Source organism: Polynucleobacter sp. MG-5-Ahmo-C2 (assembly GCF_018687735.1).
Lineage (GTDB): Bacteria > Pseudomonadota > Gammaproteobacteria > Burkholderiales > Burkholderiaceae > Polynucleobacter.
In genome coordinates, this window is the sequence record NZ_CP061304.1 from 1,764,279 (window position 1) to 1,777,743 (window position 13,465).

17 protein-coding genes are annotated in these 13,465 nt (G+C 44.8%); 12 read left to right on the top strand and 5 right to left on the bottom strand.

Annotation, left to right across the window (positions count from 1 at the left end):
• Positions 1–6 precede the first annotated feature (6 nt).
• The gene (gene mrdA, locus C2740_RS09035) at positions 7–1,914 is read left to right on the top strand and encodes a penicillin-binding protein 2 (RefSeq protein ID WP_215293359.1); all 1,908 of its coding nucleotides are present in this window, start codon (positions 7–9) and stop codon (positions 1,912–1,914) included.
• On the top strand, positions 1,896–3,047 hold the full coding sequence (rodA, locus tag C2740_RS09040; RefSeq protein WP_215293360.1) for a rod shape-determining protein RodA: 1,152 nt from the start codon (positions 1,896–1,898) through the stop codon (positions 3,045–3,047). Before mrdA ends, rodA begins: the two co-directional genes overlap by 19 nt.
• 86 nt (positions 3,048–3,133) lie before the next feature.
• On the opposite strand, the gene C2740_RS09045 is transcribed toward rodA, so the two are convergent.
• A complete protein-coding gene (locus C2740_RS09045) occupies positions 3,134–3,418 on the bottom strand; it encodes an HU family DNA-binding protein (protein WP_087908896.1) in 285 nt (94 codons plus the stop codon).
• 113 nt (positions 3,419–3,531) lie between these two features.
• On the bottom strand, positions 3,532–3,924 hold the full coding sequence (locus C2740_RS09050; RefSeq protein ID WP_251369642.1) for a hypothetical protein: 393 nt from the start codon (positions 3,922–3,924) through the stop codon (positions 3,532–3,534).
• A 131-nt stretch (positions 3,925–4,055) separates the two neighbouring features.
• Between C2740_RS09050 and C2740_RS09055 the strand changes: the two genes are divergently transcribed.
• Positions 4,056–4,952 (top strand): aspartyl/asparaginyl beta-hydroxylase domain-containing protein, encoded by an 897-nt coding sequence (locus C2740_RS09055; protein WP_251369728.1) that lies wholly within the window; start codon positions 4,056–4,058, stop codon positions 4,950–4,952.
• On the opposite strand, the gene C2740_RS09060 is transcribed toward C2740_RS09055, so the two are convergent.
• Positions 4,953–5,249, bottom strand: a complete 297-nt coding sequence (locus C2740_RS09060) for a DUF167 domain-containing protein (protein WP_215293362.1) — start codon at positions 5,247–5,249, stop codon at positions 4,953–4,955.
• A 22-nt stretch (positions 5,250–5,271) separates the two neighbouring features.
• Between C2740_RS09060 and can the strand changes: the two genes are divergently transcribed.
• The 6 genes from can to C2740_RS09090 are packed head-to-tail and all read left to right on the top strand — an operon-like array spanning position 5,272 to position 11,514.
• A complete protein-coding gene (gene can / locus C2740_RS09065; protein WP_215293363.1) occupies positions 5,272–5,937 on the top strand; it encodes a carbonate dehydratase in 666 nt (221 codons plus the stop codon).
• 7 nt (positions 5,938–5,944) lie between these two features.
• Positions 5,945–6,844, top strand: coding sequence for a lipid A biosynthesis acyltransferase (locus C2740_RS09070; protein ID WP_215293364.1), 900 nt, complete (start codon positions 5,945–5,947; stop codon positions 6,842–6,844).
• 25 nt (positions 6,845–6,869) lie between these two features.
• Complete coding sequence (locus C2740_RS09075) at positions 6,870–7,622, top strand: metallophosphoesterase (protein WP_215293365.1); 753 nt, start codon at positions 6,870–6,872, stop codon at positions 7,620–7,622.
• 4 nt (positions 7,623–7,626) lie between these two features.
• Positions 7,627–9,045, top strand: a complete 1,419-nt coding sequence (locus C2740_RS09080; protein WP_215293366.1) for a protein kinase — start codon at positions 7,627–7,629, stop codon at positions 9,043–9,045.
• A 47-nt stretch (positions 9,046–9,092) separates the two neighbouring features.
• Positions 9,093–9,830 (top strand): pseudouridine synthase, encoded by a 738-nt coding sequence (locus tag C2740_RS09085; RefSeq protein ID WP_215293367.1) that lies wholly within the window; start codon positions 9,093–9,095, stop codon positions 9,828–9,830.
• 55 nt (positions 9,831–9,885) lie between these two features.
• Positions 9,886–11,514, top strand: a complete 1,629-nt coding sequence (locus tag C2740_RS09090; protein WP_215294380.1) for a peptide chain release factor 3 — start codon at positions 9,886–9,888, stop codon at positions 11,512–11,514.
• Here the strand turns inward: C2740_RS09090 and C2740_RS09095 are convergent, their stop codons facing one another.
• A complete protein-coding gene (locus C2740_RS09095) occupies positions 11,515–11,760 on the bottom strand; it encodes a hypothetical protein (protein WP_215293368.1) in 246 nt (81 codons plus the stop codon).
• 25 nt (positions 11,761–11,785) lie between these two features.
• Positions 11,786–12,016, bottom strand: coding sequence for a DUF2798 domain-containing protein (locus C2740_RS09100; RefSeq protein ID WP_215293369.1), 231 nt, complete (start codon positions 12,014–12,016; stop codon positions 11,786–11,788).
• Between the two features lie 169 nt (positions 12,017–12,185).
• Between C2740_RS09100 and C2740_RS09105 the strand changes: the two genes are divergently transcribed.
• The 3 genes from C2740_RS09105 (at position 12,186) to C2740_RS09115 (ending at position 13,463) form a co-directional block, all read left to right on the top strand.
• Positions 12,186–12,323 carry a hypothetical protein gene (locus C2740_RS09105; protein ID WP_215293370.1) on the top strand — a complete coding sequence of 46 codons (138 nt, stop codon included), beginning with the start codon at positions 12,186–12,188 and terminating at the stop codon, positions 12,321–12,323.
• 79 nt (positions 12,324–12,402) lie between these two features.
• Positions 12,403–12,798 (top strand): GNAT family N-acetyltransferase, encoded by a 396-nt coding sequence (locus C2740_RS09110; protein ID WP_215293371.1) that lies wholly within the window; start codon positions 12,403–12,405, stop codon positions 12,796–12,798.
• 20 nt (positions 12,799–12,818) lie between these two features.
• Positions 12,819–13,463, top strand: a complete 645-nt coding sequence (locus tag C2740_RS09115) for a histidine phosphatase family protein (protein WP_215293372.1) — start codon at positions 12,819–12,821, stop codon at positions 13,461–13,463.
• The last annotated feature ends 2 nt before the right edge of the window (positions 13,464–13,465 follow it).

Sequence of the window (13,465 nt, forward strand, 5' to 3'; positions counted from 1 at the left end):
GCTTGTATGGTTTCTTTTAAAAAACCGGACCTCGATTCGTTTCAAGAACGTATTCATATTGCCGCTTTATTTGTAACATTTTGTTTCTTACTTTTAGTAACTCGCCTAGTGTGGCTGCAGCTCATCAGTCACGGTAAATATGCCTTGTTGGCCGAAAGCAATCGCATCGCTCTAGTCCCGGCCCCAGCAAATCGCGGCTTAATTATTGACCGTAATGGCATTGTGATTGGCCGAAACTATTCGGCCCTCACTTTAGATGTGAACGCAGAGGAAGCTAGGGAGAATATAGATCAGCTCATTAATAGCCTTTCTGAAATTATTGATATCTCCCCTAGAGATCGCCGTAACTTCAAGCGCTCTCTGGAAGATTCCAGAAATATGGGCACATTTCCCTTACGCTCCATGCTGAATGAGGCTGAAACTGCTCGTTTTATGGCTAATCGCTACCGCTTTCCAGGGGTTGAGATCCGGGCCAGGAGCTTTCGCGAGTATCCCTATAACGAATTAGCATCCCATTTAATTGGCTATATCGGTCGTGTTTCCCAGCGCGACAAAGAACGTATGCAGGCTGAGATTGAGAGCTCTAAAGTAGATGACTCTGACGCTCTTCAAACCTCTTTTTTACCCGGCATTCAGTACGTTGGAAAGATTGGTCTAGAGCAAAGCTATGAGAGTGTTTTACGTGGTGTCCCTGGTTACGATCAAGTGGAAATTACAGCGGGTGGCAAACCGGTAAGAACGCTTTCTAACTCTCCATCTGTACCAGGTAAAAACATTGTGCTCTCGGTTGATATCAAATTGCAATACTTGGTAGAGCAACTCTATGGCAATTTCCGTGGTGCATTTGTTGCTATCGAGCCAGAAACCGGCGATGTCCTAGCCTTCGCTTCTAAGCCCAACTTTAATCCAAATGATTTCGTTGAGGGCATTGATTCGGTAACCTGGAAAGAGCTTAATGACTCCCCACAAAAACCGCTCTATAACCGCCCGCTTAAAGGAATTTATCCGCCAGGCTCAACCTATAAACCTTTTATGGCGCTTGCTGCTCTAGAAAACAAAAAGCGTACGCCCTCACAATCTATTTTTGATCCAGGTTATTTCGACTTTGGTAATCACACCTTCCGCGACGACAAAAAAGGTGGTCACGGCACCGTAGATATGCAAAAGTCAATTGTTGAGTCTTGTGACACGTATTACTATATGCTCGCTCGCGATATGGGTGTAAACATGATGCATGACTTCATGAAGCCACTCGGGTTTGGTCAAATTACCGGCATTGATTTGCAAGGCGAAGCTAAAGGTGTACTACCCTCAACTGAGTGGAAGAAAAATACCTTCAAAAAACCTGAACAGCAGAAATGGTACGAAGGTGAAACGATTTCTTTAGGTATTGGTCAAGGCTATAACGCGTTCACTATTCTGCAATTAGCGCATGCAATGGCCAACGTAGCTAATAACGGTATTGTGATGAAGCCGCACCTAGTAAAAGCAATTGAAGATCCATTTACTCGTAACAGGGTTTTAACAACACCAAAAGAAAGCTATCGCATTGACCTGAACCAAGAAAATATTGAGATCGTCAAAAAAGCGATGGTCGAAGTAAATAACTCTGGAACATCTGCAGCTGCCTTCAAAGGGGCTGGATATCAGGTTGGCGGCAAAACCGGTACTGCGCAAGTTTTTAGTTTAAATTCAAAAGACTATAAACATGGATCTACTGCAGAATTTCTGCGAGACCACGCTTTATATATTGCATTTGCTCCTGCAGATAAACCCACCATCGTGATTGCAATGGTGGTTGAGAACGCAGGTTTTGGTGCGCAATATGCAGCGCCGATTGCGCGAAAGGCGCTTGACTACTACATTGAGGGCAAGTGGCCTAAGGAGATTCCTGAATGGAAAAGAGCCCCTTAATCAAAATAAAAAGTTTTTTCTTTGGCATATTTGCTGGGCTTGATCGCCAGCTAGGCCTTATTCTGCTTGGCTTGGCAATGGTTGGCTTTTTTACATTTCTATCTGCGAGTCAAAATACGCCCGTACAAATCGCAGATGAGTTGCGCAATCTTGCACTCTCATTTGTGGTGATGTGGATCGTCTCTCGCATTCCACCAAAGTGGTTAGAAATGGGTGCCGTTTGGATCTATGGCTTTGGTGTTGCATTACTTGTCGCAGTTGCTGCATTTGGCTTAATTAAAAAAGGTGCGCGTCGTTGGTTAAATATTGGCATTGTTATTCAGCCATCTGAAATCATGAAAATTGCGATGCCACTCATGCTCGCTTGGTACTTCCAAAAGCGCGAAGGCATTCAGAAGACTTGGGACTACGCTGTAGCATTAATTATTTTGGCTATTCCCGTTTTTCTAATTGCTCGTCAACCCGACTTAGGGACAGCACTCCTTGTCTCTGCCGCAGGACTCTACGTGATCATTCTGGCCGGTTTGCCATGGAAATGGATTTTGCCTTTTGTTGGTATCGGCGTTTTTGGAATTCTGCTCATTATTATTTTTGGCAGCACAATTTGTGCGCAAGATATAGTCTGGCCCCTGGTACACAACTACCAAAAGCACCGTATTTGTACCTTGCTAGATCCCAGCAGTGATCCGCTTGGAAAAGGCTTTCATACCATTCAATCCATGATTGCCATTGGCTCAGGCGGCTTTTTCGGCAAAGGCTGGTTTCAGGGAACTCAAGCCCATTTGGAATTCATTCCAGAAAAACATACTGACTTTGTATTTGCAGTCTTCTCGGAAGAATTTGGCTTGCTTGGCAATCTCATATTGATTGCCCTTTTCTTTGCCCTTATCAAGAGAGGTTTAGCAATCTCGGCAAGTGCGCCCAACCTATTTACTCGTTTATTGGGCGCCTCAGTAACACTCATTTTCTTTACTTATGCATTTGTCAATATTGGCATGGTGAGTGGCCTACTTCCGGTTGTCGGAGTTCCACTACCGTTTATTAGCTATGGTGGAACGGCCCTAGTGACCCTTGGATTTGGTGCTGGCATATTGATGAGCATTCATCGCCATCGCCGCCTTGTGCAAAGTTAATTTAAAAATAGTTAGCTTGATTTTTTGAATTCTTGAAGGAATAAAAAAGCCCGGCATGCCGGGCTTTTTTATCAAGCAAGGAAGAATTACTTCTTGCGCTTGTTAACTGAATCCTTAAATGCTTTACCAGCAGAAAACTTCACTGTTTTAGCTGCAGCGATTTTGAGTGGCTCACCAGTTTTTGGATTACGGCCCATACGAGCTGCACGCTTGCCAGATGCAAATGTACCGAAACCGATCAGTTGTACTGAATCGCCCTTGGTAACAGCTTTGATGATGTTCTCAATTGCTGAATTCAATGCAAATTCAGCTTTTGCTTTAGAGATCTCCGCGTCGTCAGCAATCGCTGCGATTAGTTCGGCTTTGTTCAAGTGAAGCTCCTTATAGATATTGATGTCAGCGCACATTACGCTTACATGATTTTAACCACAAAAAATTACAAAAATAAAGCTTCGTTGCAGCAATTTTTTAATTCCACTACAAATTACTCATCCAAAACAACTATATCGGAAACAAAATATTCTGTGTCGCCAAAACAATTTGTAGGCAAGCCAATATGCTGTTCATATTTTAGGGCTACCTTTTTTCCTAAGTTAGCATTTATTTTTTGCGCTACGGCATCTTCACGCACCGTAAAGAGGAATTTTTCTGACATAGTGCCAGGCATGGAAACCATCGCCAACTCACCTTCCCAAGTTTTACATATGTAGCCACGATTCGAAAATTTCTGCACATATCCTGCACGCTCGCCACTTCCATAGCTCCAAGTGAGCATCACCCATGTGTATGCCGAAACACCCACTAGGCCAATTAAAACAAGGCTTAAGAGCCCCTTTATAAACCTATTCATACGATCATCCTTAGTCAATGTCCACATAAACCCTAACTGGGCGCCGGAAACTATCTTCTTTCAGTATATGAGCATCCCCCGATAAGAAATAGTCCATCAAGAGCCTACAGACAAATTAAAATGTTGCCAGTTACCTCACATTGGCAATCTCCATGCAAATTCGACACATTGTGTTTTTTATTTTTGTAGCCTCAGCTATTTATGTTTATTTTAGAGGCAAAGTTCGCTTTGGGATCGTGAGATCACTTATGGACTACCAGGTGCTTTTAGCTCCCGTCAATACGCTTTTATATTTATTTTCCAAAGTAAAAGCAAGTGCTTTTATTCCAGTAAGCCAATTTCCAGAAATGAAGCTTTTACAAGATAACTGGGAAATGATTCGCCAAGAGGCGCTCTCATTAAATGCAGATGGCGCTATTGCAGCAGCAACCGGCTATAACGACATTGGCTTTAACTCCTTCTTTAGGACAGGTTGGAAGCGTTTTCACCTCTATTGGTACGGAAAAGACTTACCCTCTGCGCAAGCGAACTGCCCTAATACAGTGGCGCTCCTCAAGTCCATACCAAGCGTTAAAGCAGCGATGTTTGCCTCTTTGCCCCCAGGGGCAACACTGGTGCGCCATCGCGACCCCTACGCAGGATCTTTGCGCTATCACATTGGCCTTGTTACGCCAAATGATCCCAAGTGCTTTATTGAGGTTGATGGGGAGCGCTATTTTTGGAAAGATGGCGAACCTGTCATGTTTGATGAAACCTACATTCACTTCGCTGCAAATGAAACTGATCATCAACGCATCGTTTTATTCTGCGATGTTGAGCGCCCCGTTTATACGAAAGTAGTGCGATGGATTAATCATTGGTTTGGTCGCTATGTTATGAGCGCAGCAGCATCCCAAAATGTTGCAGGTGAAAAAGTTGGATTTGTAAATGTCGCATTTAAATACTTCTATCACCTCAGAGCGCAAGCCAAAAAGCTGAAAGCTTCACATCGCAGCGTTTATTACATTGGCAAATGGGTCTTAATTTTGGGAATCTTGTGGGCGATCTTTTGGTAGCTAAGGTTTAAGTGTCTCAATAATCTGCTCAAGACTAATCGGCGCCCAGATTTCCACCCGCTTCTTTCGGCTATTTTGCCCAGAGATAAATTGAATTTGTTTTTGAGGAATCTTGAGTTGCTTCGAAAGCCAGGCCAACAGAAGCTCGTTAGCCTTATTTTCTAGGGCGGGTGCTTGAAGAGAAATTTTTAGACAGCCATCGTGTAAACCCGCCACTTTGGTGAGCTTTGCCCCTGGCTGACAATGCAGATTTAACGTAATTCCGTTAGGGGTTTGTTTTAGCCAAATAGGAGTCATTAAAGTACTTTAAACTTAAACCATGATTATGAAGAGCTCTAAAACATTAGATCACCTATTTGCTAACAATCGCGCATGGGCTGAAGGGATGATCGCCAAAGACCCCGATTTCTTTAAGCGCCTAGTAAACCAACAAGCCCCAGAATACCTTTGGATTGGCTGTGCCGATAGTCGCGTACCCGCCAATGAAATTGTTGATCTTTTGCCAGGTGAGCTATTTGTTCATCGCAATGTAGCCAACGTGGTTGTTCATACAGACTTAAATTGTTTATCTGTAATTCAATTCGCAATTGACTTATTGAAAGTCAAACATATCTTGGTAGTTGGGCACTATGGTTGCGCTGGTGTACATGCCGCACTGAGTGATCGTCGTGTAGGTCTTGCTGATAACTGGTTGCGTCATGTTAAGGATGTGCACCAAAAACATGAGCGCTACTTGGGTGAAGTTTTACCAACACCCAAACGTCAGGATCGTTTATGTGAGCTCAATGTGATTGAACAAGTCGTCAATGTATGCGAAACCACTATCGTTCTAGATGCTTGGGCCCGCGGCCAAGATCTTACTGTGCATGGCTGGGCTTATCGTCTTGATACAGGGCTTGTAAAAGATTTAGGAATGTCTTGTAGCTCTACTGAAGAGATGGAAGTTCGCTACAAAAAAACTTTAACCCGTTACGACTCCGAATAATCCGCATTTGCTCAAATCATTTTCTAATTACGCAGTAGTTGCTTTTCTGAAGCTCCTTTCCCTGTTGCCCTATAGACTTTTGGTGTCGATTGGCTATGGCCTTGGTTACATTGCTGCCCGCATTCCGGGGGATCGAAATCAGGTTGTAAAGACAAACCTGCAGCTGTGTTTTCCCAAATTGAATAATGTGGAGATTGATCTGTTGCGCAAAAAACATTGGCGCCTACTTGGTCGAAGCCTGGTTGAGAAAAGTATTATTTGGTTGGGCAGCAAGCAACAGCTGGCCGATATGATTGAAGTGAAATCAGCCGTAGACCTAGCGAGTAAAAAACCCCGGATTTTAGTTAACATGCATTTCACCGGCATTGAGGGCAGCATTATTTTGAGCGCTCTTGCAAAGCAAAATCATTGGCCACGCACTTCTGGGTTTTTTCAAAGAATGAAAAGCCCCTTCTTCAATCAGAAAATTATTGAATGGCGTAATCGTTTTGGTGGCAATTCAATTGATCGGCAAGGGAACTCAAAAGAAATTATTCGGGAGATTCGTAATGGCGACTTCATTATCATTGCGCCAGATATTGACCTTGGTACAAAAGATTCCGAATTCGTTCCTTTTTTTGGCATTGAAACCAATACCATTACTGCGGTATCACGTCTAGCCAAAATTACCGGGGCTGATGTTTGTCTGATGACAACCACTTTAAAGTCAGATGAATCTGGCTACCTTTGTGAAATCAGCAAACCCTTGGAAGATTTTCCGGGGCCCGATCCCAAATCAGATACTGCTCGCCTAAACCAATATTTTGAAAAAGAAATTCGCCTGCGCCCTGCTGAATACTATTGGGTTCATAAGCGCTTTAAAAATCCTCCTGGCAACGAAGCCAATCCCTATAAGCCTTCTATCTAAAGGTCTTTTAACCTATCATTGAGGGATGAGTGAGCGTATTGGGCTATTTGCCGACCTTCATAGCAATCTAGAGGCTTACGAGGCCTGCATGGCCAGGGCTGAAGAACTTGGCGTAACCCGCATGGTCTTTTTGGGAGATATTGTTGGGTATAACGCTGATCCCGTAGCCATCATTGATCGCATTGCCGAATTGGTAGAGGCGAAAAAAGCAATTGCTGTATTGGGCAACCATGATGAGGCCATCTATAAAGATAGTCACAAGCAAATGAATGCCAGCGCAAATACCGCCATCGAATGGACTAAGACTCAGCTAAAAGAAAATCATATTGAATTTCTGAAAAATTTACCGCTGATAGTGAACGAGGAAAAAATTTGTTTTGTGCATGCTTCTGCTCAAAATCCTGCCGATTGGAACTACGTCACCGATAGCATGAGCGCCTGGCATTGTGCCCAACACTCCGGCAAAAACTATACCTTTGTAGGGCATGCGCATGAACAGGCTCTTTTTTATCAAAGTGCCGTTGGGAAATTAATTCGATTTGCACCCCATCCCGGTGATGAAATTCCAGTCTTACAACATCGCCAATGGGTTGGGGTTGTTGGTTCCCTTGGTCAACCAAGAGATGGAAATCCAGAAGCCTGCTTTGCAGTTTTTGAGCCCGAAACTGAAGTGCTGACATTTCATCGCACTCCGTATGATCATTTTTCTGCTGCAGAAAAAGTTCGCCGTGCTGGACTTCCGGAAGACTTAGCCAATCGCTTAATTACTGGCAAATAAATCAATGCCAATCAACACAGATATTGAAGCAGTAGATGACATATTTCAAGAGGGTAAAGTAGTTGATGGCTTTGTATTGGGAAAAGAAGTTCATAGAGGTGGTATGGCGAGTCTTTTCTCGGCCACGAAAGAAGGAATTAATGGCCCCATCCTAATTAAGATACCTCGAGTAGGAAAAGATCAGCCAGTTGAGAGCTTAATTGGTTTTGAAACAGAGCTGACCATTCTGCGCTCGCTGAAAAGCCCCTATGTTCCAAAGTTTTTAGGTGCGGGAAATATGGCAACTCGCCCTTACATCGCCATGGAAAGGGTTGAGGGTCGGCCACTAGAAGACCTCATTCAGGAGGGCAAAGTTTTTACGATTGATGAAGTGGTTCGCATTGGCGCCGATCTCGCACAAGCGGTTCAATCACTGCATTCGCAAGATGCAATCCATTTAGATATCAAGCCAGAAAATATCCTGATTGATGCCAAAGGTAAATTAACGCTGATTGATTTTGGTCTATCGCATCATGAGCGCTATCCAGATTTACTTGCAGAGGAAATGCGCAAGGGAATTGGCTCTGCGCCCTATATCTCTCCCGAACAAGTAGCTGGCGTACGGTCTGACTCACGCAGTGATATTTATTCCATTGGTGTGATTATGTATGAACTACTCACTGGTGAATTGCCTTTTGGCAACCCTCAAACCATGAGTGGCCTCAGAAGACGTATGTGGGCAGAGCCCTTTCCGCCACGCGCGATTCGTCGAGAAATTCCCCGCTGGCTACAAGAGGTAGTTTTGAGATGTCTAGAGCCGCAAGCTGCGGGTCGTTATCAAAGCGCTACCCAACTACGACAAGTATTACGAGATCCTGAGGGCATCAGAATTACAGAACGTGGTGAGCGAGTAGAGCCGCCCAGCTTTTGGCAAAACCTGAAGGGCATCTTTAGAGCAGCGGGCTACGAACCCTCCCCAAGTCCTCGTCCTAGCATGGGTAACTACGATGCCCAGTTGATCATTGCCGCAATTGATACCCGTCAATCTGATCAAGACTTACGAGAACGCATGCAAGTCACCGCCAAAAACGTATTGCTTGCCTATCCCGAAGGTCGTTTAATTTGCCTGAGTACTATCGCAAGCACCCCGACCTATGAGGGCAATCATGAAAGCGAAACTGCAAGCGGTATCGTGCGGGGACACTTAGTTCAGCTAATGGAGTGGGCTAAACCCCTCAAGCTTCCTCCAGAAAGAATTTCTTATCACGTTCTGGAAGCGCTTGATCCTGCCGCACGGATTGTGGAGTTTGCGAAAGACAATGATGCGTCTCTCATTTTGATTGGTGCATCACACAAACCCCCTAATAAGGTCACGCCCTGGAGAACCTCCATGACAAAGATTGTTGAAGAGGCGCCTTGTAGCGTTCATATTGTCCGCACCTAAAAATCTGCTTTAGCGCCTGGTGCGAGTAATTACCGGATAATGGAGATATGGAAGAAAAAGTACGGGTTTCTAAACTGCTGTCAGAGTTGGGCTTATGTTCACGTCGTGAAGCAGACTCCTATATAGAGCAAGGCTTAGTCACTATTGATGGCGAAGTAGTCAATGAGTTAGGAGTTCGCGCTTATCGGCATCAAAAAATTGAATTGCAATCTGGTGCTAAAGCACAACAAGCTTCTCGCATTACTGTAATTCTGAATAAACCTGTTGGCTATATCTCTCACTATGATGATGAGCAAGAATACCAACCAGCAGCCTCCTTAATCACGCCTGATAATTACTTTGCCAGCCCACTTGATAGAGGCCGCAACCCTCGCTTTAACACTAAAGGTCTAGCGCCTGCAGGTAGGCTCGACATTGACTCAACTGGGATGCTGGTACTAACCCAAGACGGCCGCATCGCCAAGCTATTGATTGGTGAAAACAGTCCAATTGAAAAAGAATATTTAGTTCGCGTTGAAGGCGCGCTTTCCTTTGAAGACTTAGATCGGCTGAAACATGGCTTGTCTCTAGACGGTGTTGCGCTCAAGCCAGCACAAGTGAGCTGGCAAAATGAAGATCAACTCCGATTTGTATTGCGCGAAGGTCGTAAGCGCCAGATTCGTAGAATGTGTGAAATGGTTGGGCTCAAGGTTATTGGCCTAAAGCGCGTCAGAATGGGACGCATTTCACTGGGGCCGCTGCCCCCAGGTCAATGGCGATTTATAAGGCCTGAAGAGCAATTCTAGGCAGCCTAGCGCGCTTATAATTGCCTCCAAACTAGATAATAAGCACGGAATTACCATCGATACCACTACCTCCAGCACTCCGGCCGCAGAAGTATTGCGTCGTCGCAGCTTTGCCATCATCTCCCACCCAGATGCCGGCAAGACAACGCTTACTGAAAAATTATTGCTATATGCAGGCGCCATCCAAATCGCAGGAAGCGTTAAAGCACGCAAAGCCAGTCGACATGCAACATCTGACTGGATGGAAATTGAAAAGCAGCGCGGCATTTCTGTAGCAAGCTCGGTCATGCAAATGGAATATCGCGACTGCATCATTAATCTTTTAGATACGCCAGGTCACCAAGATTTTTCCGAGGACACCTACCGTGTGCTAACGGCGGTAGATTCCGCTTTGATGGTAATTGATGCTGCCAATGGCGTCGAATCGCAAACCTTACGCCTACTTGAGGTATGCCGCGCTCGCAATACGCCTATCGTTACCTTCATTAATAAAATGGATCGCGAGGTTAAGCCTCCGATGGAATTAATGGATGAGATCGAAACTGCCTTAGGTATTGAGGTGGTTCCGTTTACCTGGCCCGTTGGTATGGGCAAATCTTTTGCAGGCGTGATTGATATCGCTAATATGCGTATGCGCATGTTTAAGGCGGGTGAAGATCGCGTTACAGAAGACTCACATGCCGTAGTCGATGTGAATGACCCAGTACTCAAAGACCGACTTGGAGCAGATTTAGAAAATGCCCTGGCAGAAGTAGCGCTTATCAAAGAAGCCATGCCTGCCTTTGATCGAGAAGCATTCTTGGCGGGTCGCCAATCCCCAGTATTTTTTGGCTCAGCCATCAATAATTTTGGCGTGCGAGAAATTTTAAATACGCTTGTTGAATTAGCGCCATCGCCAGGATCACGCAAAGCACTACAACGCGAAGTAAGTCCTGCTGAAAATAAATTCTCTGCAGTAGTCTTTAAGATTCAAGCCAATATGGATCCAGCGCATCGTGACCGCGTAGCTTTTTTACGTATCTGCTCAGGACACTTTCAGCGAGGCATGAAATTAAAGATTTGTCGTAATAACAAAGAGGTGCGCACCAACAATGCATTGTCTTTTCTTTCACAAAGACGCGACATTTTGGATGAGGCATTTCCAGGTGACATTATTGGATTACCCAATCATGGCCTGTTACGGCTGGGCGACACCCTTACTGAAGGTGAGCAATTGCAATTTACTGGCCTGCCTTTTTTTGCCCCAGAAATTTTTCGCATGGTTGAATCTGCAGATCCCTTGCGCTCTAAACAGCTCAGAACTGGCCTCATGCAACTCGGCGAAGAAGGCGCTATTCAGGTATTCCGTCCCATGGCTGGCGGCATCATGCTCCTAGGAGCCTTCGGTCAGCTGCAATTTGAAGTCGTAAGTCATCGCTTACAAACTGAGTATGGCGCTGAAGTGCGCTTGCTACCTGCTCGTTATAACTTAGCGCGCTGGGTTAGCTCAGATGATCCCGTTGCTTTGAAAAAATTTATTCAAGAAAATATCCATCGGATGGCAGAAGATGTTGTAGGTGCATCTGTTTTTCTTGCCTCGCACAAATCAGAACTGGATGTGGCCCAACAACGTTGGGAATCCATTCAATTCCATGCGCTGAGAGAACATGCCGGTCTCATTTATCAATCAGACCTAGCTGGTTGATTATTTATTTTTGACCTGCGCTAGCTTACAGTCAAAAACTGCAACCAGTTGCGTATCGCTATTTCTAAAAGAGGCAATCTTGCCATATTGCGCACAGTAGTCAGCCGCCTTTTTTGTCAATTGCTCCATGGTCTCGCCGCTACTGTTTAAAAAGGTAACGTGATTTGCATCAGATGCATCCGTGTACACGGCTGCACACGCACTCAAAGCCAATAGGCAAAATACAGTAGGGAAATAAAGCTTCATATATATCATTCCTTATTTTTAAGTGCTATTTGGACATAATCTTCTCAACCAGTAAGGCGGTTATCTTGGTGGCAAGTGGTCTATAAATCAAAATGCAAACAATGGCGACGGGATAGGCCACCGACCATACCTCAAGCCATACTAGAAAGAAATTAGCAGCAGGCCCAACGCGCAAAAAGGTGGTTGCGAGCGTGATGCTTAATGACATCAAACACCCCATAACCAAGGCAAAGATGATATTTGGAAGATTAATCATGCCCTCATCATAGCGCCTGAACTTTTAAGCTGTTATTCTGAACTGTGATCACTATTGTGCGCCCTAGATAGGGGGATCTCTTGAGCATCTCTCTTGAATTCATCATTTCATTACCCTAGGAAAACTCATGGCTGTAGGCCAAAATCAAAGAAACAGAAAAAATGACCCCATGCTCACAAAAACAGGCAAACCACGCCTTGGGCCACTAAACGCTACTCAGCTCAATAAACTACTCGAGGCCAGCAATAAGCCAAAAGAGAAAAGCAAAATTTTGCGCGCAATTAGTAAACAGGCAGCTGCTGCATAAATACCAAGCCCCGATATTTCGGGGCTTTTTTTGATTTGAATGTTTATCATGGGCAATCAACTCTCCTAAAAGGAATCGGATGATTAGCTACCGAGTCAATGCCAACATCACTACAGAGCAAGCCATCGACCTCTACACTCATTCAACATTAGGAGAGCGAAGGCCCATTAATAACATCAATACTTTTGAGTCCATGCTCAAAAATGCAAACCTCACTATTACGGCATGGGATGGTGACAAGTTAGTCGGCATATCGCGCTCATTGACTGATTTTGCTTATATTGCCTACTTGGCTGACTTAGCAGTGGACCAAGAATATCAACGCACAGGAATCGGCAAGCAATTGATCGAGGAAACCCAAAATCATCTGGGCCAAGATTGCATGATCGTCCTGCTGGCTGCGCCAAAAGCACATGAATACTACGAACACTTAGGGTTTGAACATCACCCACGAGCCTGGACTCTCAAGAAATAATTAGCCCTTATTATTGCTACATGACTACAACACGCTTTTGCTTAGTGCGCCATGGAGAAACCGATTGGAATGCCGAGCGCCGCCTGCAGGGCCACACTGATATTGAGCTAAATACTCGCGGCTTAGCCCAGGCAACTCAGATGGCCAGAGCTCTGAAGAACATGAATTTTGAATTTGATGTTCTCTACACCAGTGACTTACAAAGAGCTCGGCAAACCGCTAAAGCCATCGAAAGCTTGTACTCGGTTTCGGCTATTGGCCACAGTGCCCTGAGAGAACGTAATCTTGGTGCTTTGCAGGGTCTCACCCTGAATGAGGCGCCCCACATTGAGCCAGATCTCTGGCAAGCTCACCTGAGCAGAGATATTCACCAAGAGATGCGTGGCGGAGAAAGTATCCTGCAATTTTCAAGTCGGATCAAATTTGCGCTTGATGAAATTCAAAAAAGTCATGCTGGCAAAACTATTTTGCTAGTAAGTCATGGCGGAGCCTTAGACATGATGTATCGAATAGCAAGTAATCAAGCGCTTGATTCAGAAAAAGTAGTAGCCGTTCCAAATGCATCGCTCAACTGGATTAGCCATGATGGATTGGGCTGGAAAGTCGAAAACTGGGCAGACACTAGCCATCTTGATAGCTTGGCCCTGGATAACTTGGACCTCTAAAG

Coding starts and splice junctions, on each gene's coding strand:
- C2740_RS09075 (WP_215293365.1), top strand. CDS start 6,870: ATGAGTGAGCGTATTGGGCTATTTGCCGACCTTCATAGCAATCTAGAG.
- C2740_RS09080 (WP_215293366.1), top strand. CDS start 7,627: ATGCCAATCAACACAGATATTGAAGCAGTAGATGACATATTTCAAGAG.
- C2740_RS09115 (WP_215293372.1), top strand. CDS start 12,819: ATGACTACAACACGCTTTTGCTTAGTGCGCCATGGAGAAACCGATTGG.
- C2740_RS09095 (WP_215293368.1), bottom strand. CDS start 11,760: ATGAAGCTTTATTTCCCTACTGTATTTTGCCTATTGGCTTTGAGTGCG.
- C2740_RS09110 (WP_215293371.1), top strand. CDS start 12,403: ATGATTAGCTACCGAGTCAATGCCAACATCACTACAGAGCAAGCCATC.
- can (WP_215293363.1), top strand. CDS start 5,272: ATGATTATGAAGAGCTCTAAAACATTAGATCACCTATTTGCTAACAAT.
- C2740_RS09105 (WP_215293370.1), top strand. CDS start 12,186: ATGCTCACAAAAACAGGCAAACCACGCCTTGGGCCACTAAACGCTACT.
- C2740_RS09060 (WP_215293362.1), bottom strand. CDS start 5,249: ATGACTCCTATTTGGCTAAAACAAACCCCTAACGGAATTACGTTAAAT.
- C2740_RS09085 (WP_215293367.1), top strand. CDS start 9,093: ATGGAAGAAAAAGTACGGGTTTCTAAACTGCTGTCAGAGTTGGGCTTA.
- C2740_RS09100 (WP_215293369.1), bottom strand. CDS start 12,016: ATGATTAATCTTCCAAATATCATCTTTGCCTTGGTTATGGGGTGTTTG.
- mrdA (WP_215293359.1), top strand. CDS start 7: ATGGTTTCTTTTAAAAAACCGGACCTCGATTCGTTTCAAGAACGTATT.
- C2740_RS09050 (WP_251369642.1), bottom strand. CDS start 3,924: ATGTGGACATTGACTAAGGATGATCGTATGAATAGGTTTATAAAGGGG.
- rodA (WP_215293360.1), top strand. CDS start 1,896: ATGGAAAAGAGCCCCTTAATCAAAATAAAAAGTTTTTTCTTTGGCATA.